We start from the raw sequence: 25,843 nt of genomic DNA, 5'->3' as shown, positions 1-25,843 counted from the left end.
CAGCAAAAGGTGTCCGACGATCCTAAGGTCGCTGGACACCTTTTTATGTAGAGATCCATTGCTGTTGTACAACGTTCAAACGGAAGGAATAACGGGAATTATTAAGTAAGAGTCGTATTCCTCCCCAGTATATATGGTGTGCGTTCCCTGATTAATATAGGGGCCACTTGACATTTCAGGAAATTCGGGGCGCTTTAAAAGTTCGACTCCGGTGATAAGCAATTCTAGTTGTTCCCCGGCATGCCATTTCATCCCCATTGGCCAGAACCCAATTTCTACAGGAATAATCTCTCTGGGTTTAAGTTTTTCTTGCGTTTTAAAGCTTTGTACTGGCTTTTCCAGTGTTGATTTCGTTGCATCAAGTTGGCGAAGAGATACTCTCATCCGCCCGCTAGCACCGGCATAATAACTGTCGTTAACCATTTTGATTGGGAGTTCCTTACTACTTGCATCTAGCTTCCTTACAAAAGCGAACACATCCATATCATTAGAATCTTCTGTGGATACCCATAAATGCAGCTTCATGTACCCAACAATTTCTATATCCTGTTCAAAGAATACCTTAAACGATACTCCTTTCTCATCAGGAGTATATTTTATTTTGGACTTTTTCCCTGCAATATCTTGGCTTAACGTACCGGAACTAGCATCCAAGTATAGTTTCATTAATTGTTGTCGTTCTAGTGGGAAGTCCTCCTCCACCCGATTCAAAATATCTTGGTGACCTGGATTGAGCACAGCTAAACGGACCTTGGGGGTGTTGTTCCAGCCATTCTGCTCACCCTTGAGATAATAATCAAAGAATTTTCTTAGATCTTCGACATGTTGTGGATTGTAGTAATCGGGCCATTCGAAAGTGTTATGAATCCGAAGCCACTTTTCCTTAGATGATATTCGTTGCCAGCCCTCGAAGGTACCATAAGTGTGTAGAAGGTTCGTATAGCTAGCAACAATATAGGCAGGCACCTCTATGTTTTCCAAGGTTGGTGCTTTATCTTCCCAGTATTCACTCATTAGCGGATATTTCCGCATCATGGCAGGGATATCTTCATAACTTGTATTTCCGGTAAAGGAGCTAAAAATCGTTTCAGTAAAAGAGAAGTCGGGTACCCCGCCTTTGAAGCAGGTCTCCCTAAATATATCACAAGCGCCTTCCCAGGGGGCAATAGCCGAAAGATGAGGCGGACAGTAAGAAGCAACATTCCATTGTGAAATGGCTAGCCACGAATTTCCCGTTAATCCTACCTTACCATTGCTCCACTCACGTTCTGCAACCCACTCGATTAAATCGTATTCATCCTCAGCCTCCTGTTTGCCCCAAGCATGAATGTTCCCTTCTGAGTTAAATACGCCACGTGGATCAGGATGAACGATGGCATATCCATGGTTTACCCAATATCCCGGATTAGGACCTTCAAATTTATTAAGACCATCTTCCTCTTCGGGAGCAACATCCATACGCCCCGGAAATAAATCGAGGGATAAGACACTGCCTCTCTTCCCATAAGGGCTCCATACGACAAGCGTCGGTACATTCTTTTCATCTACAGGACGAAATATATCAGTATAAATAGTCGTACCATCCCTTAATTTCACCGCAACATCACGTTCACAGAGAATATCGCATGGAATAGGCTGTCCATCTGTACGATGCACGGTTCCTTTCTTTATAATACTAGCGCTTGGTTCAAACCCGGGATATTCTGACTGTGAAACTGGTTTTGATTGCCGATATATAATTTCGACATTACTATTCTCTTTGTAAAACATTTCATAAACCTCCATTTATACGTGTGATTTCTTTTAGCATTACTAATTTTAATCTTAAAAATAGATGTATAAATTGAATGTGGTTTTGTAGAATTACTAATCATGAGCTCCTTTTCCACTGTCAATATATATCGTATAAGGCGATGATTAATCTGTCGACCTTTTATTTACATTTTCAAGATAAGTATGATCTTCTAGACAAGCTCGGGAATCGCATAATAGATGAGTTTTCCAGTTGTATTGTTGATCAATCAGTGTTTTGAACAGGGAATGAATAATTCGTTTCGAATATAGAAATGGTTTACCGCTATATTATTTGTTTCATAGCTTTTAGAAAAATTAAGGCAACCGTCCCCTACAGAATTCTGAGGAACGATTGCTAATTAATAGATTCTTTTTAGTTTTGTCTAGGTGACAATGGTATGACCATGTCGTCTGGTTTTATAGTTAAGATAGTGTAATTTCATTAACTTCTGTTTCTAAATTTCACCTTTGAATTTAAATATATAAACATCAAACTTCAAACTTAGTTATCTTAGATATTGTTTCATAGTATCCTTCTAATACATCATTTATAATATCTTTTACACTCTTAATCTCGGTTATTAATGGTACTATTTGTCCGACCATAATAGCGCCCTTCTCTTTAACATCACCTTCGATCATTGCCCTTTTTAAAGAATTCTCGGAAACTTCTTTTAGTTTTTCTGCTGCCTCTTTTTTGCTGTAATTGTTTTCAATTTGAGTCATTTCCTCTGAAAGCTTGTTCTTCAATTGTCTGCATGGCTCATCAGTAGAATATCCTGTTATCACTGTCTCCATATCACCAGCTTTTAACATGGCATCTTTTACATTTGCATGTACTACTGTTTCATCTGCGCACATAAATATGGTTCCCATTTCAATACCATCAGCACCAAGGGCAATAGCAGCTGCCATTCCTCTTCCATCTGCAATTCCACCAGACGCTACAACAGGTATAGATAAGCAGTCTGCTGCTTGTGGAACAAGAACCGTTGTTGCTTCATAGGTAGTATGTCCGCCACCTTCCCAACCTTTTACAATAACTGCATCTGCACCAGCTTTCTCCGCAGTAATTGCATCTTGAATTGTACTTGCTTTTACGATTACTTTTATTCCTAATTCATGCCATATAGAAAAGTATTTTTGGGATAACTCTAGATCAAGGTCCAATAGTGTATCAGCATAAATCACTGGCGGTTTTTCCTCTGATGCAACTTTTGTTACATGATCTAATAATTCAGAAGTCATAATTACATTGATACCAAAGGGTTTACTCGTCATATTTCTTGTAGCAATAATCTGTTCCTTTATAAAATCTAAAGGAGCAAATCCCACTCCTAATACACCAAGACCTCCACTTTCAGAAACCGCTGCAACTAATGGTGCTGTTGAAACCCAAGCCATAGGTCCTTGGATAATTGGTTTTTCAATCCCCAAAACTTCACATAACCGATTGTTAGACATAAAAAATTCTCCTTTTTCATACTTATGTTTTCTTTTATGGGGTTAGAATGTCGATAGTACCTTGTAATTAGAATTGATACATACAAAAAAACTCAATGTCAGTCGCTAAATAAGGTATCAGTCTTGCCCCAACACTCCAACCGTTTTATGATTTTAAACAAATATTTGTTTATATTAAGATTATAATAAAGAAAAAAGATCCAGAATATCAGTAAGTTTCCCCCTAACTGTTGCTTAAACAACAGTTTTGATAGCTTGTGTTGTTTTTTAAAAAAATCAAATTAATACTATGTAAAGTTATGAATTGGAGAGTGACATATATTGAATGAGATAACGGATTTACGTGTTGTGAAAACACTTGAAAATATAAAACATGGGTTTGCTAAATGCATTAGTCAAAAAACCTTTTCATCTATTTCCATAAAAGATATTACTACAGCGGCAAGAATTAATCGTTCTACATTCTACAAATATTATGAGAATAAATACCAGCTAAGAGAATCACTAGTCAAATCAACATTAGAAGAACTTTCAAATAATATCAATCTAGCATCTTTTAATTTTGAGAAGAATAGAATGAATGAATCTTTGGATGCTTTAAGAAAACAACTCCAATTTATGTATGATAATAAAGATTGGTACCTTATATTGTGGAATAAAAATGGCTCTACACAAAACATAGTGCTTGAAAAAACATAGAAATTATGCTGGAAAAATAGAAAAACATCTGAACATTCCGTAAGATGGTTGTGCGACCAATCCAACTTCGAGGAATGACAGATGCACAATCAGTATACCGATCTTTTGCTTGACTTGCCAGAGGTGAAAACAGAAAAAGTCTTGGAAGTGGGTGAGCAAACGCTTCATGTGGAGGTCTCTCCAGTTGCTCATAAGCAAGCTTGTCCACAATGCCGATCACTTGATTTTGTGATTCGGAAAGGGAGCAATCCAGCGCGTACCATTCGCCATGGTGAGGCTTTTGGTAAATCCATTTATGTACGGGTTCCTGCGATCCGACTGTTTTGTAAGCAGTGTCAGTGTGGATTCGTCTGGCAATACACCTTCGTCGATTCGGGGAAACGTTACAGCCACGCCTTTGAAAAGCAAGCGATTCGTACGGCAACCGCAGCTACGGTTAAGCACAGTGCCGATCTGCATGCCATGCCCGCCAGTACGCTCCAAACGAAGTACCAACACTGGTTAGCGTTGGCAAGCGAACGCCTTCAGGAACGCGTGTGGCAAGACGCTGCTTGTACTTCCAAGCTTGTGCTGGGTGTAGACGATTTTGCCATCCGAAAAGGCCATACCTACAACACGGGCATTCATAACTTGAGGGGCGAAGCGTTACTAGATATTCTTCCTGGCCGAAAATTGGAGGAACTTCGAGCCTATGCGAAGCAGCATTCATTCTTTTTGGAGCTTCGTCCCATTGCGGTGGTGATGGATCTGGCTCCGTATTACCATACCTGGATTCAGGAATGCTTTCCGAAGGCGATTCGTATTGCGGATCGCTTTCATGTTCATCGGTATGTGATCGAGGCGCTTCAAGCCGTCCGAAAAACGACCCAAACGACGCTTTCTTCTCGAGCGAAAGCGAATTTGAAAGCCAAGCATCGGTTGCTAAACCCCAAAGAGGAGTCCTTGTCCGTTGAAAGGCATAAAGAACTGAAAGAGATTTTAGATTACTCGTCCTTGCTTGGGCAAGCCCATGCCTGGAAAGAATCGTTCAATGAATGGTACGACTGTTCGCCGGATGTCAACACCGCGAATCGTTGGCTTGAGACCTGGTTTGTTCAAGGGGAGCAAATGCAGCATCCGGCTATTGACGCCTGCGTAAAGACCATTCGAAACTGGCGGACAGAGGTCGTCAACTACCACCGTTGCCGATGGACGAATGCAGCGGTTGAGGGCAGAAACAACCGAATGAAGGCTTTTCAACGGCGGCATTATTTCACTCGCAACAGAAAACGTTACGTACAAGGACTTCTTGTTGAATGTAACCAATCTCGCTATGGTTAGTGTAAGTCAAGCACTAACTTTAGTGTAGAGCCATAAAAATATTGAGTTATATATCTTTGAAGATATGGCACACACATTTGAAAGGAGAACCAGGGAATGTCTTCGTAAAAATAGCAATGGAACAGAAATTACGAAGAAGGAACTTTCAGAAAAGCAGGAGTTATTAACTCGCTTGTTTGCATCATCTGCAATGACAACGGTTAAATGGTGGTTTGAATATTCGCCCAATATGACTCCAAAGGATGTAGCAAATATTATTATGGATAATATCAAATTTGGAATGCATCATACTTTTTTTCAAGTTCCATGAACTGTTAATAATCGTTAGCCGAACTTCCTCGCTTTCTACATAACAAAAATTGACATTTTACATGAAAATAAGTAGTATAATTAGAAACATTTATACTGTAAAAGAGGCTTTTCTCATTCCCATCTATTCAAATTCCTGATCCTACCTAATTTAAGGAGTGAAAATGCTATGTGCGCACGAACGCTAAAAGCGACTACAAGGAATGTAATCGGTAACTATTGCAAATGGATCGCAGTTGGTATGATTTTAACTTTCACGGGATGCCCGCTTGCATCCGCCGCTCCTTCACCCTCATCCTCAAGTAAAGCTAGTGAACCCGCCTCCTCCCTAGTTACATTTCAATTGCAAGAGGCTACGATTGCTCAAATGCAGGAAGCGATGAAGTCAGGCGCACTGTCAAGTGTCGAGCTCACCGCCCTGTACCTTAACCGTGTATATGCCTATGATTCTAGTGGCATTCGGCTGAATTCCATCCCTGTTCTGAACCCCGATGTACTAAAAGAAGCCACTCAGGCTGATCAACTAAGGGCACAGGGTATTAAAACCGGGCCTCTGCAAGGCATCCCCTACACGGTTAAAGACAGCTACAAGGTTAAGGGACTCACTGTCGCTTCTGGATCTCCGGCTTTCAAAAACCTGATGGCAAAGGACGATGCCTTTACAGTAGAGAAGATACGCAAATCCGGTGGGGTGCTCATTGGTAAAACCAACATGCCGCCAATGGCAGCAGGGGGAATGCAAAGAGGCATTTATGGCCGTGCTGAAAGTCCGTACAATCCAGATTATTTGGCTGCAGCCTGGTACTCTGGCTCCTCTAACGGATCTGGCGTATCAACAGCCGCCAACCTCGCTGCCTTCGGTATGGGGGAAGAAACGGTATCCTCTGGAAGATCACCAGCATCTAACAATGGTTTAATTGCCTATACGCCATCGCGGGGCCTAATCTCCATTCGAGGGAATTGGCCGCTCTTCCCTATACGGGATGTCGTTGTCCCACATACGAGGACTGTTGAGGACATGCTCCGCTTGCTTGACGTGATCGTTGTAGAGGATAAGATCACCAAGGGCGATTTCTGGCGAGAACAGAAAGCCGTTCGGCTCCCTTCTGTCAACAGTGTCCGTCCCAAATCCTATTTAGAGCTGCGAGACATTCAAGCTTTGAAAGGCAAACGCATTGGCGTTCCGAAAATCTATATCGGTAAGGACCATGAAACCTCAACTCCGATCAAATTCAGACCTTCGATACAGGCATTATGGGAAAAAGCTGTAAAGGATTTCACTGCTCTTGGAGCAGAGGTTGTGGAAGTTGACTTCCCCTTGCAGGCGAACAGCGAGAAGGACCGGGCAACAGCGAAAACACCTGAAGAACGTGGTTTGATGCCGGCAAAGTGGGTTGAAAAGGAATTCGGGCTGCTTAATCCTTATGCAGCTGAGGAATTCCTTAAAAGTGTGGGCGATCCGAATTTCCCGTCATGGGCTAATATCGACCCTGCAACCGTCTTCCCGAATCCGCCCGGTTCGGTAGATGCCAAACGTGGCAGAGACCTTGGCCACTATGACGTATTCATTGAAACCATAAAGAAAGGCGTCACCCCTTACGAACAAATTCCTCAGTTTCATGAAGGGCTACGGGGGCTTGAAAATGTACGAAAGATTGATTTTGAAAATTGGATGAAGCAAAACAACCTTGATTTTATTGCATTCCCGGCAAATTCGAATATCGGCAAAGCTGACTCCGATGTGAATGAAACGTCCTATGAGGAGGCTTGGGAGAATGGCAACTATTTCTCCAATACGAACTTCATTCTACGCGAGTACGGGATCCCAAGTGTGTCTGTGAGTATGGGTGCTATGAAGGATACCGGTATGCCCGTTAATCTGACGATGGCAGGTGCCGCATACAGCGATAATGACCTGCTTCGTTACGCTTATTCCTATGAGCAGGCGACCAAAAACCGTCCTATTGCAGCACGCACGCCAGCGCTTGAGGATGAAACCTTTTCCTATAATCCGCAAACTGCTCTCCCACCCTCTAAACGCAAGGAAACAGGAGCCCCTGCACTTAAGTTGAGTGCTTCGATCAAGGACGATGTTCTCTTTTTGGAAGGTTCAGTCACAGATCAAAGCGATATTGCGCAGCTTAAAGTTTATGTCAATGGCATTCGTGTTGTTATTACAGAAGATAAATCCAATTGGTCAGCAACGCTTCCAACTACTAAATACAAACAGGGTGGTGCCTCCCAAGCCGATACGCTGCATATTCTCGTGCTGGCCAAGGATATTTACGGAAATACCTCTGCTCAAGTCAAGTCTGTCACTTTATCCCAATGACAAAGGACATCATAGAACTCACTATAATTGTGGGTTCCCTGACCGTGAGGTTCTCATTAGGGAAGCTATCGCTGCAGCTGGTCTGAGCGACGGGATAGTTGAGCTTGGCGGGCTGGAGGTCGGTCAGATGAAGCTGTAACTTCCAGCTCTTTAAATTCTAATGCAACTTGGCATGCTGTAGCCTTGCTGTCTTGTTCATCGAACTATCGTTTCTCGATAGCTCAATCACTATTTGGATATTTTTAATCAAAAAGAATATTCATGTATTAGTGACTAACTTCATACAGCCTTGCATTTACCGCAAATATCGTAGGAAATACGCTTCTCTCTCAAGAAAAGGGGCGTAACGACAGATTAACGATTAACGGCCGCATCCAATCTCATAATCAGGGAAATAAAGGAGTGACCCAATGTATCATGCAGTTCCTTGGACATACGGCTGCGTTCCTCCATTAATGTCATCTTTTCGACCTGCGCAGCGTAGTGAGTCAGCAGCTTATTTTGATGTTCAACCTCGACCGCCAAAGCGTTTTTCTGATGATAGGCATTCGCTACGAAGCTTACCCATATCCCGATAAAACAAAATAACAGGTTGTCCATCCCCATACTCAAGCTCTGTTTCATGGCGTATCCTTCGTAGGCTTGGAAGATGAGCGGCATCAAAGACACCACGGGAATAATCCAAAATGTCTGCCTGGTCAATAAATAACCCATCATAAGACTGGGAAGCAAGTAATCGGCTTGGACATGAGTTCGGGATGGATAACCAAATTCACATAATATGACCCGCCGAGTAAAATCTCAGCAATACAAAACCACGTTTTGTTCATCTGCCATTGCGGAAACCAAAAAAACATAGGAACAAGAAAGGCTGCCGACAGCCAGATGACCTCCCATTGAACTTGGCCCAAATCTCTAGGTACAGTCAAGATTTGAAAGACCAGTAACAGATAATGATAAGAACATTTTCCACACCCAGCATACGAAATTTAATGAGCTGTCTCCCGCCACAAGAAAATTTTAAGACATTTTGAAACGAAAATATAGGCCTGTTTTGTACGGGAAAATAGGCTTCCAATCCTTCCTATGCAGCTTTGTTGATGGCTCTCCTTATTAAATCAATAGTCCGACTGAGTTTATTAATGATGACATAGCATTGGCTACTGGCCAAGGAAACTGATTAATTCATAGACTTTACTATCATCTAACTCCGAACGCCATCAAAGTTTTGCCTGGATTATATTTTTTCTTGGCTGAAACTCGCGAGGAAGCGCATGAATTACATAAGTCAGCACATGCGCATTTGAGTATGGAGCGCAGACATGCACTGCTCAAGTCAGTGCTTAGCCTTGATTTAAGCAGCTTTGCTTTGGATCATCGCGTAACTGCCGATATGCTTCCCGATCCGAATCAGCCAGTCCGCAGCCGGACACATGCTGAGCTTTTGCGCCAGTATATTATAAACCATCAGCCTACAGTGGAAGATGTGTTGGCAAGGCCCGAGGTCGTCGGATCTGCTCATTGGGTTTCCGTTGGAACGGTTGAGGACGTATTGAACGATATTATTGAGCGGTTTGAGGCTGGGGCTATTGACCGATTTATAGCTCTTCCGGGCGGTTCAGAAGCGAATATGCAGGTTCGACTCTGAGGGCACATTTGGGTATTTAACACCTGATACTGTCGAGGGACAAGAACTTGTACCTATTGCCGTAAAGGACAAGAGATTTAGATCGGATCAGCTATGTATAAATCATTGTGTTGTTTTGAGAATAATATTATTATGCTTCAATGAACAACATAGAATCGCAGCAAGGGAAACCGTCGAATAGTAATTAAAGAGTCCATCAAAGGATCAAACCCAGAATACATTCCATAACCGTTAATCTTCCTTTCATAACTCCTAAAGGCTCCTGATTATTGTTACACATTAAATAATGTGTTTTTTCGATCATCAAATAAATAAGTTCTTAAAGTACACCCCCAAAATTAAAATCATTTGATTTTTTTGGGGTGCTTTGTGTCATAATTGCTTTCGACGTGGTGGTCTGCGTCATTGAACTAACACCTCCATTACTGCAATAGATTTACTGCCAATTACCCAACTAAGATGGGTAGATAAAAGGACGAACAGGGTAACCGCCCTTTTATCCATGACAGGTTGCATTTAATGCCGTCCATTATGACAGAGGCTATTACTTGACGTATTCAGCCATTACAATATTTCGATATACCCTTCTGTTCCATGCACGCGAATTCGTTGCCCATCTTTTATCAGTTTGGTAGCATTCTCCACTCCGACAACTGCTGGTAAGCCATATTCACGTGCGATAACGGCTCCATGGGTCATCAGTCCACCAACTTCGGTGACTAGGCCTTTTATGGATACAAACAATGTTGTCCAGCTAGGGTCAGTAAAGGAGGTGACTAAGATATCTCCATCTTCCAGATCAGCATCTTCCATGTTTAAGATGACACGTGCTCGTCCCTCTATAACTCCGGAAGAAACAGGTAGACCTACAATAGCTTCGACTGGGAGATTTTCTCGTTTGTACTCACCTGTAATGATTTCACCATCTGACGTGATAACACGTGGTGGAGTTAGTTTTTCATAAAACTTGTATTCGTCTTTTCGTTTGCTGATGATCTGGTAATCCAGTTTATTTGTGCGTACGACTTCGCGAAGTTCTTCAAAAGTGAGATAGTATATATCTTCTTTTTCATGAATAATGTCCGCTTGTACGAGTTGTCCAGCTTCTTTCAGTAAAGCCTGCTTATAAACAAAGTAGCGATTAATCATGCCGTATTTTGGATATTCCCGATAACCGCTGAAATTCCGGATTAAGTCGATCATTCGTTTGGTTTCTTTGGTTTTTTGTTCACCATCCGGTAATTGCTTCAATCGATCTAATAATTCTTGTTCTTTTTTCATGGCTTCCTGTCGCCCTTGCTCAAATTTCCGATGGCTGGCATTAGGCTCAAAGTTTTTGATATTACTGAGAATCATGGGGACCAGTGTAGTTAGCTTTTCACTCCAGCGGGTTTTAGTAAGATCGATTTCTCCGCTGCATCGCATTCCGTATTTATTGAGATAAGCATAGATAGCGTCTTGAGTTTCCTGTCCACCATCAAACTTAACCAGTTCATCCAAAAAGTTACCATCTTTTACATGTTGTAAATAATCAATCACTTCTGGATAAGGACGAATCACATCTGCGACATCCAATAGCGCCAGACCCATTTCCGAAGTAATATTGTTTGGTACAGATTGAGAAAGCGTGTCTGCTACGTTTTTTTCACCTAACCACATGTTCATCTTTTCATTGATCCATGTTGAAGCATCCATAGCAGCCATAGTCACACCCAAACTCTGAGGGTCAAATAAAATCTTCTTTAATTGCTGGATATCCTCTAGAATAAAATCAAATAAATCTGATCCTGATTTCGTTTGGATGTTTTGTTTTAACTCTGCTATCGATGTTTGACTACTCTTAATCAAATCAGAAACGATTGTCGTATTGTTTTCGGTTTGTGCTTGAAAACCCGCAGACGGCAACCCTTTATTGCTTTTACTGGTACTCAGTTCTTTTTTGTTATGTGGTAACGTCTTTATAAAATCTCCTCGCTCTATTATGGTCATGAGTGCGTCTTTTATGAGCGGATCGGATTTCCCCAAGGAATCTATTACCATTTTTCTGCTGACAGGCGAAGCCAGATTTTGTGTAACATCAACAAACAACCTCCCGCCAGCTTTTCGCATGGGTGCTGGGGTCGTTAACAGGTAAAAAGACAATCCTAGTGGTTTCATGGGATCCGTCATCATTTGTTGGTGACCGACAGATACGTAAACGTGATTTTCTTGATCTTTCGCTTCAGGGATCGGGTATAAAGTCGTGATTGGACGACTCTGGACAATATAAAAAGTATCATCAACCAAACACCATTCGATATCTTGTAGGCAACCAAAATAAGCTTCGATCTGTCTTCCGATGCGTGCCAGTTGTAAAATTTGTTGTTCAGTAAGTGTTTGAGTCTTTTGCTGATCAGGATCGATCTGTTGTGTCTCTGTTCCGCCCTCTTTCCGTCCATAGATAGCCAATTTTTTGGTTGCTATCCTCTTATCGACGATTTCCCCTTCCTGTACTTTATAACAATCGGCAGATACCAAGCCAGAGACCAGTGCTTCTCCAAGTCCAAAACTGGCATCGATTGATAGCAGCTTCCGGTTGGATGTAATCGGATCAGCGGTAAATAAAATTCCTGAAGCCTGTGAGAAAACCATCCTTTGAACGATAACGGATAAATAAACTTGACTGTGGTCAAATCCATTTTGCATACGGTAGATAACCGCGCGATCCGTAAATAGGGAAGCCCAACATTTGCTGATATGCTGCAAGATTGCTTCTTTGCCGATGATATTTAAATAGGTGTCTTGTTGACCAGCAAAAGAGGCATGTGGCAAATCTTCAGCAGTCGCACTTGAACGCACTGCATAAGCATGTTCCTCGCCAAACTGGGAGAGATAGTGAGTAACTGCTTTCACAACATCGGAAGAAATTTCCACTTTCATAATGATTTGTCGAATCTTCCTACTGATTTCACCAATTTGATCTCGATCTTCTACTTTTAGTATTGTTAGTCGATCCAACAAAGCATGATATGTTTCGTTTTGTTCAATGGCTTTTTGATAACCCACTGTTGTAATACAAAAACCTTCTGGTACTTGTACTCCTTCAATTTTTGATAACTCCCCTAAATTTAACCCTTTTCCGCCAACGAGAAAAAGCTGCGTTTTTTCCATTTCTTGAAAACCGAGAACCAAAGAACTCATTCAGCATTTCTCCTAACCATTAAATTGAGAAAAATCATTTGACAAGAGTTTACCGGCATGGTAAAGTTGAAATATAAGATGTATTAATTATGTCTATGAAAATTATAAAAGTCGTAATCCGATTATATCATCGTGTCTGTTTTATATGCAATATAAAAGAACCTGATAAAACTATCCAGGTTCTTTTTTGGTTTCCTGCTATCATTAGTCACATCAAAAACCATGGTTCGAGCCGAACTCAGTCACTGCATAGTTCCCTAGCGGTCCTATGCAACCTAAGGAAATCCTGAAGTTGCGTCGGGTTCTTATTGAGCTAACCTGCCCGTTAGTTCAGCGAACGAAGCGCGGCTACCTCACTGAATTTTTCTCCTACAGTTCTTCATTTATTGGAACTTTTCAAACTCATCCTGAGCACCTACGATTTCTTATATCTCCATTTTCACTTCATAAAAATCCGTCGGGAATGAGATAATGTTCTTATCACCCGACAACTCTTGGACTTCGGGAAACAAGCAGGATATCGGCCTACTGGATGCTCCTGCTTGGTCACGAGTCCGCTGCTCTTTCGCGAGTTTCTTATAACATTATAAAGACACTAAAAAAGTGTCCCCTTACGGAGGCACCACAACTAAGCCCGAAATACTCGGATCTTTGTTTTTCCGATGGCATAATAAATTTATTGAACCATCCTTAGCAGTCTTATAGTCATTAATCCTATTTCCAATGCTTCTAGTAAATATCATATTATTGTTATAGCATAACAGCGACGTTAACTTTAATGGTTTTCTAAAACCTTAGAGTACAAGATTCTGGCTAACCTGATAATACGAAAAGCCGCCATCGTGGCGACTTCTATGCGATATACCAGATAAAGAAATCTCCATCGATGGTTACAGTGCTTTCAGCTCCTTTTACTGTCAAAACCTGCGAGTACATAAAATCGGGTTTGGATGCGAAGTAACGTTTACATTCTTCCAAGGGTATCGCTCGGATTGGCGGCTTAGAAATTTAATTTTTTACATATTCCTCAACATGCTTTTGAATCAGTTTTTATTCAGTAGTTGGATTATAAAGTACGAACATCGCTATCCTCTGAGATGCGAATGAAATGCTATAGTTAGCGTCGTCCATTTGCACTGACTTATTATAGAATTCAATACGTTACTGAAGCTTATCTAGCAATTCATTCATAATGCGTTGTCTGCCTAAAGGTGTCCAGCTCATCACGAACCAATTGGGAATACGCTGTACTTTTTCATGCCTCACCGCCGGAATCTGTGGCCACACGGACGTTCTCGTCAACTCGTGATAGAGTTTTTCGCTGCCAGCAAGAACATGATGTTGATGGATAAAAAGATGCTCTGTCTCCAATACAGGCATAGATTTCGGTTGCAGCTCCATTCGCCACAGTTCTGCAGGAGCCTGGTTGCCTGGGCGCAGGCCGAGTTCCCCGTATACCAGCTCATTCAGCGGGTGGTTTACCCTCCCCTGAATTCCAATCGTCCGGTGGCTGACTTGCATAATAGTGATGCGCTCCTGGCCCAAAACACGGCGCAGCGTCTGTCCTGTTGTCTCAATCTGCACATCCAGACGTGTCAGCATCTCAGAGGCCTCCCGTTCCCGGTTGACCAACTCAACAATTTTCTCGAAGTTACGTTTCCAGTCCCATACAGAGAAATCCAGAAATACTGGTGCAGCCGTTTGTTTGAACTGCTCCCTGAACTCTGTGTGGTAATGGTCGGCAATGATCATATCTGGATTGGACTGCTCCAATTCCAGCAGCTGGCTATGCAATCGTTCTGCATACTGTTCATTGCTCTGACCTGGATACTGGAAGAGATCCACCACACAGACAGGCTCTATTCCAACCGATTTCAGATGGTCGTCGAATCCCAGCGAGGAAGCTACAGCAACCTTTAATCTGCCCCGCTTCATATATAATGTTGGTGACACTCCCACCATGCGCTGAAACATGCGACTGAAATAAAATTCACTACGAAAACCGACCGCAGCCGCCACTTCCTTCACCCGACTGTTCTTCACATTAAGCATCTGCTTCGCCCGGGTCATACGCACATTGCTCAGATACTCGACTGGGGGCAATCCTGTTTCGTTTCGGAACAAACGTGAAAAAGCAACCCGCGGCATACCACCTGCTGCTTTAGCCAGCTGTTCAATGCTTACTTTGTCCGTATAGTGCTGCTCCATATAAAGGATGCTCCGTTCAACCCGTTCATCCATTAAAGTAGCAAGCTGTTCCGGTTCATTCTGCACGATATCTTGGATCAATTCCTCCAACTGAATCCTCTGCCCCAAGGAATCCCGGCTTCGTTCCTGCCTGCTGTGTTGATACAGCTGAACGATCTGCTGAAGGATCTGTTGAGGGTGATGCACTGCAATATACCCTGGCGAGAGTGCACCGGATAATGATAAGGAAGGTATGGCATCATATCTTCCTTTGGTCTTCGTAAGCCTGATTGGTTCAAACCAAATTCCATAATATTCATACGTACTGCCTTGTTCAGGGAATTCCACGATCATGCCTGGTACGAGCAAGTATAACTGAAGGGGACGAACCTTCTGTAGTGTACCATCAAGCACAATAACACCTTCGCCCTCTGTAATGAAGCATAATATGAATACAGAAACCCGAACATGTTTGGCTTTTCGGGTCATTGGAAACTTCCTTTTACGTACTGAAGATAAAAGATAGATTAGATTGGCTTCGTTCACATAGGACGGCATTAAAAGATGCACCAGCCTTTCTTACATTCTGAATCCTTTTCTTCATTATATAGCTCTGCGCCGTAACAGCAAATAGATCATATAAGGTGCTCCGATGAAAGCAGTAATTAATCCGGCTGGAATCTCATACGGAGCGAACAATTTTCGTCCTGCGAGATCTGCAAGCATTACGATCAGCCCGCCCAGCAACGCTGCTACCGGCAAGCGGATCAAACTACGGCTGCCTACCATATGCTTCGCCATGTGTGGTGCCATTAATCCAACAAATCCAATGGTTCCTGCCATCGACACCGCAGATCCGGCCAGTCCTACACTTATTAGAATGAATAGAACTCGCATCATTTCCACCCGAAGACCCAACCCTGCGGCCGACTGCACATCCAGCAGAAACATATCCAGAACTCTGCACATCCATATTAATAGAAGTAACAGAATGAGTAACCAGGGTAACAAAGGCCAGAAGTGTTCCCACGTTCGTCCATATAGACTGCCTGCCATCCACACAGAGGCCTGGGAGACCCGAAATATTTTGCCCACGGTCAGCAAATAAGTGATTAACGCACCCGCCATCGCGGATATGCCTACACCAATTAGCAGCATGCGAACAGTAGAACTCGCCTCTCCTTTTCTCCATGACAATCCGTAGATTACAGCGGCAGCAAGAAAGGCTCCAGTGAAGGCGATCCAAGGCATATCACGCATCGGAAAAGAAGGAACCAGTACCATGATGGCAACTACCGCCGCTGCTGCACCCGAATTCAGTCCGATAACTCCCGGTGAAGCGAGCGGGTTCCTCGTAATCACCTGCAAGATCGTTCCCGCCATTGCGAGACTGCACCCAACCAGGAAACCAGTGAGCACCCGGGGGAGTCTTAACTGATGAATAGTGAAGTGATATTCCTGATCTCCCCTACCCATCAAGCTCCGCAATACTTCTCCCGAAGGGATAGAACGATCTCCTAAAATAACATTAAGAACAAGTGTTCCTGCATTCAACAGAATCAGAATCAGAATGATTGCGATTGCGCGTCGCTTTATAATAGAAGAAATCACATCGATCTTTCCTTTCTTTGGGCTAGATAAATGAGGAAAGGAGCACCGAAGAAGGCTGTGACCACTCCAACGGGAATTTCCTGCCCAGGCAGTACAAATCGCGCCCCAATATCAGCCGTGAGCAGCAACAACGCCCCCAGAACAGCGGAGTAAGGCATTACCCAACGATAGTTACTGCCCGTTATCAGCCTTGCAATGTGTGGAACGGCCAACCCAACAAATCCAATCGGTCCTGCAAGTGCCACTGCACTTCCAGCCAGCAGAACAATGGCGATAATACAGATCATTCTGATCATCATCATCTGCTGCCCCAATCCTTGGGCAACTTCATCTCCCAGACCCAAAATGTTCAACTGGCTGCTTAGTGCAAACGCACAGATCATTCCAATGATCAGATAAGGCAGTACCTGAATGAATAGATCCAGACCCCTGCCTGTCAACGAACCTGCCAACCAAAATCGCATCGTATCCAGGGATTGCTCATTCAGTATGAGAATACCCTGGGTCAATGAAGCAAAAAGTAAATTCAACGTAGCTCCCGCCAGTACCAGCTTTACTGAAGTTAAGGGTTGTCTGCCCGTGGAACTGAGAAGGAATACCAGTATTCCTGCAACCGCTGCTCCCAACAGAGCAGACCATGCAAATAATTGCAGGGATGTGGTTCCCAGCCAAAAGGAAGCAAGTACCGCGGTAAGTGCTGCGCCATAATTGATACCGAACAGTTCAGGTCCTGCCAGGGCGTTGCGGCTGATCGCCTGCATTAAACATCCAGCTACAGCCAGTGAGCTGCCAACCCCTGCAGCGATAATTGCTCTTGGCAGCCTAACGGTTCGAATGATTAGGTGTTCACGGGAACCATCGAACGAATAGAATGCATCAACGACAGCACGCAATGGAATCTGTACGATGCCGAACATGATGCTGAATAGAAACGTGAGAAGTGTTAACAAGATTATAGTCGCTAAACCAGTGAATTTAATACCGGTGTTCGTGTTCATTGTTCGGCCTCCACCCTGCTTGTTGCTTGATTATGTAGTTATAAAAAAACGGATACGTAAATTTTTTCCCTCTATTATAATAGGAGATGAGTATAATGAGAGACGAGCAGTATGCAGAAAAATTGGATCGTCACATTCGACGACCCAATTCTACGGTTAACCTATGACCATGTTAAAGCATGAGCGAAGGGATAACGTGCTGCTTCAGAAATTCATTTTTAAGAAGTGTCTCAGAACGCTTAGCTCTTAATTGGCCACAAACGTATTCAAGTCATCGACTACTTTGTTCACGGCTTGAATACCCAGTCCGCTCATCCAGTACTCCCAGTCAACAGGGTGCACAGCTTGATTCTGAACCCCTTTCAATGTTGCCCACAGCGGACTTTTCTCCAGCTTGGCGAAGGCATCAGGCTCACGGTTGAACCAGAAGATGACGTCACCATCAAGATCGGCAATCTGTTCTTCAGTGATATCTTTGGAGAAGCCTGCATCCTGCTGTACTGCGGGACGAACAATTCCGACGTCTTCCATAATTGTACCTGCAAAGGTTTCTTTCAGATAGACCTGAATTTTGTCTTCACGTGGACGGAACAACGATACTTCCTTGACATCCTTGCCCGCAAGTGCGGACTTCAATTCCTTAATGCGATGCTGATATGTATCCAACAGTTTCTTACCGTCCTCCAGCTTGTTTACAGCATCGGCATGAAGCTGCAGATTTTCCTTCCACGTTACACCCAATGTCTCAACAAACACGGTAGGGGCGATTTGTTTTAACTGGTCATGGATGGCATCATGTGTATCTTTATTACCAATGATCAAATCTGGCTTCAGTGCATCAATGGCTTCCAGGTTCGGTTCATTCACAGATCCGATGTTCTCGATGCCATCAGTACCTTTTAGATATACCGGGTAAGGATCTCCTGCCGTCAAGATTGAAGGTGCGCCTACAGGCTTGATGCCCATTTCCAGCAGATTATCCAGAGCTCCAATGTCCAGTACAACAATTCGACTGGCTTTCGCAGGGACCTGAACATCCCCATAAGCATCCTTAATCGTACGTGTATCACCAGTATTGGCTACTGTTTCTTCCTGTTTGGTGTCCGTCGGTGCCGTTTCCGCCGCAGTACCCGAACCGAAATTTCCGCAGCCCGCGAGTAGCAGCATAAGTACAGCCAGCATAACCGAATGGACCCACGGTTTAATCCCCATTTCCTGTCTCTCTGCTTGCATTGCAATTCAACCCCTTGATTCTATTTAATAACCCAATTAATAATGATTATCATTATTAAAACAATATCTCATAATTCCAGTTTCTGTCCATGCAATATTCTTTTGATCTCATATACTATTTTTTAAATTCATCCTTATTCAATCCATATTTATACATAAACGTATGTACTAATGGATTCGGAATCTGATGAATGCGCAATTCATCATCTGGAAACAAACGGCGCTTCGTCAATTGCTCTACCCCGATCTTTGGATCAAACAAGGAATACAGCTCGTACCGTTCGTTATATTCAAGGAATCGCAGCTGATAGTCACCAATGATCCCGCGAACCCTGTTCCAGAAGTGATGTTCTGTGACCTGATAATGCTCTTGCATCATGTATAAAATCTTGTACTTCTACCGGTTTATCCGTCTCAAGGAATGAATTGCGGTTCAAACGACGGTGATATTCCAGTACTTCAACAAGGATTGGACAAGAATCCGGATCCGCAAGTGACTTTTTCATAAACCGGATGTCATCGTGAAAATCCTTGAGGGCAATGCGTGAGGGCTTGCCTTTCCTGTGAATGAGCAGCATATTTTGTGCATGCGACTCCAGTGCAATACCTTGAGCGAACAACCAGTGAATCAGCGGTTGTACAGAGGTCTGTAGCAGATCAGACAGCCATTCATCAGTTCCATACTTTTTCACCCAAGGATCAATCACCACCGGGTGTCCATCATGGTCCAGCGTAACCAGCGCATTGAAAGGAATCGCCGACTCGTCAGGTTCAAGCAGAGGATACATACTTTTCCTCTAGATACAGGAAAACACACCATGCGAGAGATGTTTTAAAACACCGGGTATATGGCTAATAAAGATAACCAACCGAAGCTACTTTATAAAGGTTACGAGCATGGCACTTTCGCTTATACGAGTTTTGAGTTCTAAGTGTTACGTAACAGTAAAGCCATCAAGAATTTATTGATGGCTTTTGTTATAACTCACCTACAGCATGTCTTCAAACTCAAGCAAGCCACACCACGATGATGCGATTCTAAAAGGGTTCCTAGCGACAAGTCTACTCTTCTGAACTATCTGGAGCTTCCTGAGATTCCGTTATAAATAAATCGATATTTTCAAATAGCTTTATAACCTTGAATATCGCTTTTCATCACATTTATGAAATAGTAATTTTTCGTTCCCTCTTTTACAACTTCAATCATGTTTGCATCTTTCAAAACCTTTACATGGTGAGATACAACTGGACGAGATAAGTTGGTTTTTTGTAAGTTCGCCAGGTTTTAAGTTCACCTGATAACTTCATCTGCCCATATATTTAATCTGATCTCCACGTAAAGCGGTATGCCAGCCTGTATCAATTAGAACAAGCCCTTTGGGATGTTCAATCAAATAGCAAGAAACTGGAAGTGTGATTTGGTGTTTTTTTAAGCGGAAAATGCCTGTGGCTGCGAGAGGGTTCCATGGTTTCTGCCTGAATGGAACCGCGATATCAACCTGTACTTGTCCGCAATGTAATATGTGAACCTTAATCGAATCGGACATCTTGCGTCTCTCCTTTAAGGCAATAGAGATGGATTGACGTGTTTCACTCCCAATGCTGTTAGGCTTTCGTACAATCGCTAAATTTTTCTACCATGCGTTTAGAGCCTTCTGATTTGTGTATATTGTTCCTTAAGGTTTTTGTCCCTCTACTGCTCCTTTCGAACTCATCTCCAAATGAAGTGTTTTTTATTGCGTATGCTGTACTATTCCTCTTACCTGACGTTATGTGGTGATATTTATGTCAATAACTCATGATGTAGGAACATTTGTTCATTTTTTACGTGACAAAAATTTACCTACATTGAAAAATAAAAAGCCTGCTATTAAGGGCTTTTGGTGTTAAAGATATGTAGGGGATTTTGAGTCATTCGACCTTAATCCCCATATTCCCCCATCTAATTATTAATATTACTTTTATCCCAAAGTGACTTAATATAACCGTTAGCTCCTTTTCAGTACTGTGCAGCCGGCTTTGCTAATATAATCTAAAGACATAATATCACGATGGCTTCTTTATTTTCAGGAAAGGAAGATAAGTATATGCCGATACGTCCGCCAATATTGCAGAGAGGTGATACCGTTGGAATCGTTACCTTGGGTAGCCCGCTGGATGCAAATATAATTAATGCACGGATCGAATCTTTGAGAGGAATGGAGTTCAATGTCGTATTGGGTCAATATGTATATACGCAAAACGGGTTTCTAGCCGGCACAGACGAGCAGCGGGCATCCGATTTGATGATGATGTTTCAAAACAAGCAGGTTAAAATGATACTTCCCACCAGAGGCGGTACAGGAGTGGCAGGAATTCTTCCATATCTTGATTATAATGTGATCCGGAATAATCCAAAAATTGTTACAGGCTACAGTGACATAACGGTAATGTTAAACGTACTGCATCAATATGTGGATTTAATAACATTCCATAGTCTGCTGCTTATTGACTTCAAATCCGAAACGCCCGCCTATAATTTCGACCAGTTTTTTTCCGCTACAACCTTATATTCATTAACCCGGCCGATCCTGAATCCTCCGGGAATTCCGCTGATAAGCCGGGTTCCGGGCAACGTTACGGGTCCGCTTGTGGGCGGTAATCTGACATCGTTTGTCGATACGTTGGGTACGCCTTTCGAAATCGATACACGGGGTAAAATTCTGGTTCTTGAAGAAACACATGAACCTACCAATACCGTCTACAGGTACTTGAATGATTTGAAGCTGGCCGGAAAATTTCGTGACTGCATCGGCATTATTATGGGGGAATGCACAGGTTGTCAGGCGGCATACGGCACATCCTATGAGGATTTAATAAAAGAATTCGTTATACCTCTTGGTAAGCCCCTGATAACGAACCTTGCAACAGGTCATGGTCTTTATAAAGCGGCTTTGCCGATTGGCGCAACGGTTAATCTCAATACAGTCAATAATTCAATAACTGTGGTTGGACCCACCGTCAGTGTATAACCATCGATTCATAGGGGCAGACGAACTGCTTCACAATACGTTAATATTGCCAATATTAGCAACTGTACTAACGAGATAACAGCAAAAGAAATAGTCTATTAACGGCGTTAAAATTGTATTTGAATTCGGGAGACCAATCATTCGAAAAGGTCTTCAATCAAACCCGCAGATACATTCTTTTACCCGTTTTTACATAAACCTCTGAATTGAGCTTTACCTGTTTGTTTGCCGTTCATTTGCAATCAAGCAATGCACTGCAGCCCCCGATTTTCCGACGTCATCCCGCCTTCCGGCAAACTTGCAATCTCCGGGGAAAACAGCATGATCCCCTGAAGAAAGGCTTCTTTATCTTAATAGAACCACTAAGGGGCTAACCATCGCTTCTTGCCATCCCATTTCAATCGCTCAGTGGATGAAAAAGGTAATTGACAAGAAGGTAATCCGTGTTAAATGTAGGGATAGCGAAGTTGTTTGTTCCCCTTTGCCAACATGGCAAGGGATATGGCGGACTCTGCTTCAATTCGTGAAAGAACGCAGCCCAGGAACAAAACTAGGGCTGGTGGTACCTGTTAGACCGGTAGCTCTAGTTCGACCGCCGCTTCGGTCCAACTAGAGAAATGGGAGTCACTAACGTATATTCTCTGTGTCATCTGAATCACCAACTTACGTTGCTTACAAGTCTCTTTGTACATTTTTTTCGTATTCCTTAACACGTCATTAGAACGTAGGCTATTCATTTCGATTCCTGATTTTCTGTGTGGATCACTTTTTCGTTATTGGTTATCGCCAAACCAAATGTTTTCAGTTCCTGTCCGTGTGTCTGTCCAAACGGTAACAAGACGGCCTGTTTGAGGGACAATGGCATTACCAATGTAGTCTCCGATTAGGGGAAGGCCTGCGACGCTAAACGAAGTCGTCGTGATACGGATATTTGTAAACGTTATTCCACCGTCCCTCGATGTAGCAAGAAAAACGTCAATATCAGGCGGATTTAATCGATTGGTATAATAGGAAACGAACACCGCTCCATCCGTTGGGGAGACGGTGATGGCCGGGAAAAAGCTCTGGGACCCTACCGGACTGTTTGTAATAGGCGTCGGCGCACCCCAATCTACGCCAAAGTTTGTGGAAGTTGTTATAAATATATCGGAATAACCTTGCCGAAAGTCTTGCCACACTGCATAAACATTTCCTTGGGACGTTGGTGCGTTTGAAATGTCCGCTGACAAGGAGGGATACGTTAAGCACCTGAATTGGTATCCCGGTAGTGGCGAAGGTGGAACAACCACCGGAGCAACCATGGTTTCCGTCTTGAATGTTGTTCCTCCGTCTAGTGATGTACGCGTATTAAATTCGGAATTGCCTGGAGGTTGGGTAATCCAACCTACGATAAGAATTCCATCTAATGTGATTGCGATTCCCGGAAATTCTTCAAACTCGGTAATTGAAGATATGAGGCTTGGGCTAGAGTAAGTGTTTCCCCCATCTAGGGAACGATTGAAGAATATTGTATTTCCCGGTATAAATTGCGTGTTGTAATCGTGAGTATAACCCGTGTAAATATTTCCGAAAAACGGGCTGGACCCTGCCTTATCGGCGATAACAACCACCTGATCGTCATTGACAAACTGTCCAAATCCCTGGTTCACAATAACTGGCGGTCCGAACGAAGTTGCATTGTCGTTAGAGGCATAGGACACAATCGTTCCACTGAGACCGTCCGAATCAAAGGCGTGAGCTGCCACTACGAACGAATTGGGGAAAAAATAATCAATATGAGGCGCCTCTATGCCAGCAAACCCGGTCGGTAAAGGGAGTAACGTCGTGCTCCATGTTGCGCCTGCATCAATTGACTTGTATAAGCCAATATTCGGCGGTCCTGCACTGAGATCTACAGCCACCGCCACCATAACGGAGGGATTTAGCCAGTTTACCGCGATGGTTGGCTCAAACTGTGCGCTAGTACTTGGCGAGATTTGGACGTTTACCATAGTTACTCTCCCCTTCTATATTAATGAAACTGCGGTTACTTTAATTTATGGGTTAAGTTGGGCAATTTGAGTGAGTTCTTCTTGCAGCACTTTTTGATGAGGAATTACGTTTCCGGATGAATCCGTTCCGAATACAGTGATGACAGTATCTGTTGGAACAGTGCCTGTAACAAGAAATTGAACTTCGTAAGAAGTATTACCTGCGATGTTGAAACTAAGAATTTGATTAGTATTCGCATTGATCGTCAGGGAATTGGAATAAACCAGTGATTTACTCACCAAGCTATTCCATACGTAGATGTGATAAACAACGTTAGATGAAAAACTAAGATTATCATTACTAATGTTGATTACAAGGTTCGATGCAGGGGTCGTTCCCGTATTTGTAATTATTCCAGTTGTTAAAGCCATGAAATCACTACCTTTCAATCCGTTTTTATTACCATATGAACTCCGGGTCCAAGTGTGTGGACAATGTTACAGGGCTTTCTACCTTTTTTATCTGTTAAGGTTTCCATTGATGCTACGAGCAATCCATTTACAAAAGCTATATTGAGCAGATACACTACTCTAATTGAGTCTTGAACTTTAGCCGAGTCATACAACCAAAATCTGTACCTGTACAATTGAATAGAAGGCTGGAAATGTTGCTTGCTCAAGTATACTTTTCCACTTCTGGTCTGGATGAAATAGGGAATATAGTTAATGAACTGAAAGTTTTGTCACACTCCTGGGCGAAGCGCTGGCGGACCGGTTCGGCCGTCAGAAGTTCATCTGGTTCTCGATTCTGCACACCTCCCCATCCTCCCTTCTGCTGCTTTATGTCGGACCAGTCGGCTCGGTAGTCGTGTGTGGCAATCGGATTAATGAAGGGATAGCAATTTTATGATACACTAGTGTTAATTTCGACTTGGATTAGAATCTCCTGAGAAGTGGTAAGAAAGGCGGAATTCGTCAATGACATATACATTTATAATTGAACCGAAGACATATACAGCATTTCACAACGAGGATGTGCTAATTGAGCAGTGCAGGACATGGGGCCTTCTATCGGAGAAGGCGACCAAGATCAAGACTTTTTATTATAAAGGCAACGACCTGAACGTCCCCTGCACCATAGTGGGGTGTGTTGATTACATGACTACGGTTATTGAGTTCGACAACGGCCAGAAGCACTGCATTCATCCCTCCTATCTGAAAGAGATGCAGGCTTCCAGCTTCGGGGTACGCAATACCAGCGCTGCCGGAACAGACAAGAGCGACGATTCAGTATTCCTATCCACGGCAGCTGCGACGAATACAAGCGAAGCTGGCACTGCCTCCCCTGCAGATGCTGGTTCCATGGACAAGGCGGGAATGGATACATATTCGGCAGCTATGGATGGAGAAGCACCCGAATTGGACCAGCAAGTTGCGAGTGAAACCGACGGCGTGGACCCGTTCTTGGGCGCAAACGCAGGTGACATGGAAGACAGTATGGATGACGGCATAGAGACTGGTGCCGAGCGTTCTGGTTCCGGTTTCAAGGGTGACCCAGATGGTCTGGTGGAAGAATATGTCGGCCCTAGCAGCAAGCCGCTTCTGGAAGCCGCACCTCCAGCCAAAACCACCCGGGCCAAGGCGGCCAAGCTGGAGCTGCCGGAAGGCAAGGTGAAAATGACTGCTGTTGTGAAAGAGTTCACGACAGTACCGAACCATTTTGCAGATAGTGATGACGAAGTGATTATCTATGAAGCGGTATCCATCTTGGAACCGGATGTGCTGGTGGTAGGCGAGGCCTGGTCAAGCCACAGCACCACAATGAAGAAGCAGGAGCTGGAAATAGGCGACACCCTCACTTTCGAGGCTAAAATGATCAAGAAAAAACTTGCCAAGCACCCAGTCGCTATTAAGATTAACAACCCTTCGAAGATCCAGAAAAATGCTTGATCAAGTTCCTGCCATCTGAACATGGCTATGAAGATAGGAAAAGTCAGCACCTTAAGGGTCAATGCCAAAGTGGACTCAGTAGGCGTACTAAAGGATGAACGGCTATTCACAGCCTGAAGCCGATAATTTTCTGATTA

General features: G+C 43.2%; 20 protein-coding genes and 1 pseudogene. 7 read left to right on the top strand and 14 right to left on the bottom strand.

Going from position 1 to position 25,843, the window contains the following annotated elements:
- Window positions 1–75 precede the first annotated feature (75 nt).
- Both ABIA61_RS04300 and ABIA61_RS04295 read right to left on the bottom strand, forming a co-directional pair.
- Window positions 76–1,770, bottom strand: coding sequence for a CocE/NonD family hydrolase (locus ABIA61_RS04300; RefSeq protein WP_404580347.1), 1,695 nt, complete (start codon window positions 1,768–1,770; stop codon window positions 76–78).
- A gap of 513 nt (window positions 1,771–2,283) precedes the next feature.
- Complete coding sequence (locus tag ABIA61_RS04295; protein ID WP_404580346.1) at window positions 2,284–3,258, bottom strand: nitronate monooxygenase; 975 nt, start codon at window positions 3,256–3,258, stop codon at window positions 2,284–2,286.
- Between the two features lie 321 nt (window positions 3,259–3,579).
- On the opposite strand from ABIA61_RS04295, the gene ABIA61_RS04290 reads away from it, so the two are divergent.
- From ABIA61_RS04290 to ABIA61_RS04275, 4 genes are all read left to right on the top strand, one after another.
- Complete coding sequence (locus ABIA61_RS04290) at window positions 3,580–3,957, top strand: TetR family transcriptional regulator (protein WP_404580345.1); 378 nt, start codon at window positions 3,580–3,582, stop codon at window positions 3,955–3,957.
- 81 nt (window positions 3,958–4,038) lie between these two features.
- Window positions 4,039–5,277 (top strand): ISL3 family transposase, encoded by a 1,239-nt coding sequence (locus ABIA61_RS04285; protein WP_404580344.1) that lies wholly within the window; start codon window positions 4,039–4,041, stop codon window positions 5,275–5,277.
- A 64-nt stretch (window positions 5,278–5,341) separates the two neighbouring features.
- Window positions 5,342–5,587 carry a hypothetical protein gene (locus ABIA61_RS04280; RefSeq protein WP_404580343.1) on the top strand — a complete coding sequence of 82 codons (246 nt, stop codon included), beginning with the start codon at window positions 5,342–5,344 and terminating at the stop codon, window positions 5,585–5,587.
- Window positions 5,588–5,755: 168 nt separating this feature from the next.
- Complete coding sequence (locus ABIA61_RS04275; protein WP_404520115.1) at window positions 5,756–7,918, top strand: amidase; 2,163 nt, start codon at window positions 5,756–5,758, stop codon at window positions 7,916–7,918.
- A gap of 354 nt (window positions 7,919–8,272) precedes the next feature.
- Here ABIA61_RS04275 and ABIA61_RS04270 read toward each other — a convergent pair whose 3' ends face one another.
- Window positions 8,273–8,635, bottom strand: coding sequence for a histidine kinase (locus tag ABIA61_RS04270; RefSeq protein WP_404580342.1), 363 nt, complete (start codon window positions 8,633–8,635; stop codon window positions 8,273–8,275).
- A gap of 532 nt (window positions 8,636–9,167) precedes the next feature.
- Here ABIA61_RS04270 and ABIA61_RS04265 point away from each other — a divergent pair.
- Window positions 9,168–9,566, top strand: coding sequence for a hypothetical protein (locus ABIA61_RS04265; protein ID WP_404580080.1), 399 nt, complete (start codon window positions 9,168–9,170; stop codon window positions 9,564–9,566).
- Window positions 9,567–10,130: 564 nt separating this feature from the next.
- Here ABIA61_RS04265 and ppsA read toward each other — a convergent pair.
- From ppsA to ABIA61_RS04220, 9 genes and pseudogenes are all read right to left on the bottom strand, one after another.
- Window positions 10,131–12,746, bottom strand: coding sequence for a phosphoenolpyruvate synthase (ppsA, locus tag ABIA61_RS04260; RefSeq protein ID WP_404580341.1), 2,616 nt, complete (start codon window positions 12,744–12,746; stop codon window positions 10,131–10,133).
- A 1,161-nt stretch (window positions 12,747–13,907) separates the two neighbouring features.
- Window positions 13,908–15,422, bottom strand: coding sequence for a helix-turn-helix domain-containing protein (locus ABIA61_RS04255; protein ID WP_283656026.1), 1,515 nt, complete (start codon window positions 15,420–15,422; stop codon window positions 13,908–13,910).
- Between the two features lie 114 nt (window positions 15,423–15,536).
- Complete coding sequence (locus tag ABIA61_RS04250; RefSeq protein ID WP_283656025.1) at window positions 15,537–16,544, bottom strand: FecCD family ABC transporter permease; 1,008 nt, start codon at window positions 16,542–16,544, stop codon at window positions 15,537–15,539.
- Window positions 16,541–17,542: a FecCD family ABC transporter permease gene (locus ABIA61_RS04245; RefSeq protein ID WP_283656024.1), complete on the bottom strand. Its 1,002-nt coding sequence runs from the start codon at window positions 17,540–17,542 to the stop codon at window positions 16,541–16,543. Before ABIA61_RS04245 ends, ABIA61_RS04250 begins: the two co-directional genes overlap by 4 nt.
- 246 nt (window positions 17,543–17,788) lie before the next feature.
- On the bottom strand, window positions 17,789–18,775 hold the full coding sequence (locus ABIA61_RS04240; RefSeq protein ID WP_283656023.1) for an ABC transporter substrate-binding protein: 987 nt from the start codon (window positions 18,773–18,775) through the stop codon (window positions 17,789–17,791).
- A gap of 115 nt (window positions 18,776–18,890) precedes the next feature.
- Window positions 18,891–19,151: a ferric iron reductase gene (locus ABIA61_RS04235; RefSeq protein WP_283656262.1), complete on the bottom strand. Its 261-nt coding sequence runs from the start codon at window positions 19,149–19,151 to the stop codon at window positions 18,891–18,893.
- Complete coding sequence (locus ABIA61_RS04230; protein ID WP_283656022.1) at window positions 19,087–19,563, bottom strand: IucA/IucC family C-terminal-domain containing protein; 477 nt, start codon at window positions 19,561–19,563, stop codon at window positions 19,087–19,089. Before ABIA61_RS04230 ends, ABIA61_RS04235 begins: the two co-directional genes overlap by 65 nt.
- A 332-nt stretch (window positions 19,564–19,895) precedes the next feature.
- Complete coding sequence (locus ABIA61_RS04225; RefSeq protein ID WP_283656261.1) at window positions 19,896–20,057, bottom strand: ArsR/SmtB family transcription factor; 162 nt, start codon at window positions 20,055–20,057, stop codon at window positions 19,896–19,898.
- 37 nt (window positions 20,058–20,094) lie between these two features.
- A pseudogene (locus ABIA61_RS04220) lies at window positions 20,095–20,322 on the bottom strand (MBL fold metallo-hydrolase); the annotation flags it as partial.
- A gap of 540 nt (window positions 20,323–20,862) precedes the next feature.
- Here ABIA61_RS04220 and ABIA61_RS04215 point away from each other — a divergent pair.
- Window positions 20,863–21,786 (top strand): S66 peptidase family protein, encoded by a 924-nt coding sequence (locus tag ABIA61_RS04215; protein ID WP_283657924.1) that lies wholly within the window; start codon window positions 20,863–20,865, stop codon window positions 21,784–21,786.
- Between the two features lie 773 nt (window positions 21,787–22,559).
- Here ABIA61_RS04215 and ABIA61_RS04210 read toward each other — a convergent pair.
- Both ABIA61_RS04210 and ABIA61_RS04205 read right to left on the bottom strand, forming a co-directional pair.
- Window positions 22,560–23,777, bottom strand: a complete 1,218-nt coding sequence (locus ABIA61_RS04210) for a sialidase family protein (protein ID WP_404580340.1) — start codon at window positions 23,775–23,777, stop codon at window positions 22,560–22,562.
- A 45-nt stretch (window positions 23,778–23,822) separates the two neighbouring features.
- Window positions 23,823–24,188: a hypothetical protein gene (locus tag ABIA61_RS04205; RefSeq protein WP_283656019.1), complete on the bottom strand. Its 366-nt coding sequence runs from the start codon at window positions 24,186–24,188 to the stop codon at window positions 23,823–23,825.
- A 546-nt stretch (window positions 24,189–24,734) separates the two neighbouring features.
- On the opposite strand from ABIA61_RS04205, the gene ABIA61_RS04200 reads away from it, so the two are divergent.
- Complete coding sequence (locus ABIA61_RS04200; protein WP_283656018.1) at window positions 24,735–25,706, top strand: hypothetical protein; 972 nt, start codon at window positions 24,735–24,737, stop codon at window positions 25,704–25,706.
- Window positions 25,707–25,843 lie beyond the last annotated feature (137 nt).

It is taken from the genome of Paenibacillus sp. RC21 (assembly GCF_044907935.1).
Classification (GTDB): Bacteria; Bacillota; Bacilli; order Paenibacillales; family Paenibacillaceae; genus Paenibacillus; species Paenibacillus terrae_A.
The sequence above is the reverse complement of the archived record's forward strand: the minus strand, read 5'-3'. Positions and strand labels throughout refer to the sequence as shown.

What these genes read in the sequence shown, in the direction of transcription:
- ABIA61_RS04300 (WP_404580347.1), bottom strand. Translation starts at nt 1,770, where the DNA reads ATGTTTTACAAAGAGAATAGTAATGTCGAAATTATATATCGGCAATCA.
- ABIA61_RS04295 (WP_404580346.1), bottom strand. Translation starts at nt 3,258, where the DNA reads ATGTCTAACAATCGGTTATGTGAAGTTTTGGGGATTGAAAAACCAATT.
- ABIA61_RS04285 (WP_404580344.1), top strand. Translation starts at nt 4,039, where the DNA reads ATGCACAATCAGTATACCGATCTTTTGCTTGACTTGCCAGAGGTGAAA.
- ABIA61_RS04280 (WP_404580343.1), top strand. Translation starts at nt 5,342, where the DNA reads ATGGCACACACATTTGAAAGGAGAACCAGGGAATGTCTTCGTAAAAAT.
- ABIA61_RS04275 (WP_404520115.1), top strand. Translation starts at nt 5,756, where the DNA reads ATGTGCGCACGAACGCTAAAAGCGACTACAAGGAATGTAATCGGTAAC.
- ABIA61_RS04270 (WP_404580342.1), bottom strand. Translation starts at nt 8,635, where the DNA reads ATGATGGGTTATTTATTGACCAGGCAGACATTTTGGATTATTCCCGTG.
- ppsA (WP_404580341.1), bottom strand. Translation starts at nt 12,746, where the DNA reads ATGAGTTCTTTGGTTCTCGGTTTTCAAGAAATGGAAAAAACGCAGCTT.
- ABIA61_RS04255 (WP_283656026.1), bottom strand. Translation starts at nt 15,422, where the DNA reads ATGACCCGAAAAGCCAAACATGTTCGGGTTTCTGTATTCATATTATGC.
- ABIA61_RS04245 (WP_283656024.1), bottom strand. Translation starts at nt 17,542, where the DNA reads ATGAACACGAACACCGGTATTAAATTCACTGGTTTAGCGACTATAATC.
- ABIA61_RS04240 (WP_283656023.1), bottom strand. Translation starts at nt 18,775, where the DNA reads ATGCAAGCAGAGAGACAGGAAATGGGGATTAAACCGTGGGTCCATTCG.
- ABIA61_RS04235 (WP_283656262.1), bottom strand. Translation starts at nt 19,151, where the DNA reads ATGCAAGAGCATTATCAGGTCACAGAACATCACTTCTGGAACAGGGTT.
- ABIA61_RS04230 (WP_283656022.1), bottom strand. Translation starts at nt 19,563, where the DNA reads ATGTATCCTCTGCTTGAACCTGACGAGTCGGCGATTCCTTTCAATGCG.
- ABIA61_RS04215 (WP_283657924.1), top strand. Translation starts at nt 20,863, where the DNA reads ATGCCGATACGTCCGCCAATATTGCAGAGAGGTGATACCGTTGGAATC.
- ABIA61_RS04210 (WP_404580340.1), bottom strand. Translation starts at nt 23,777, where the DNA reads ATGGTAAACGTCCAAATCTCGCCAAGTACTAGCGCACAGTTTGAGCCA.
- ABIA61_RS04205 (WP_283656019.1), bottom strand. Translation starts at nt 24,188, where the DNA reads ATGGCTTTAACAACTGGAATAATTACAAATACGGGAACGACCCCTGCA.
- ABIA61_RS04200 (WP_283656018.1), top strand. Translation starts at nt 24,735, where the DNA reads ATGACATATACATTTATAATTGAACCGAAGACATATACAGCATTTCAC.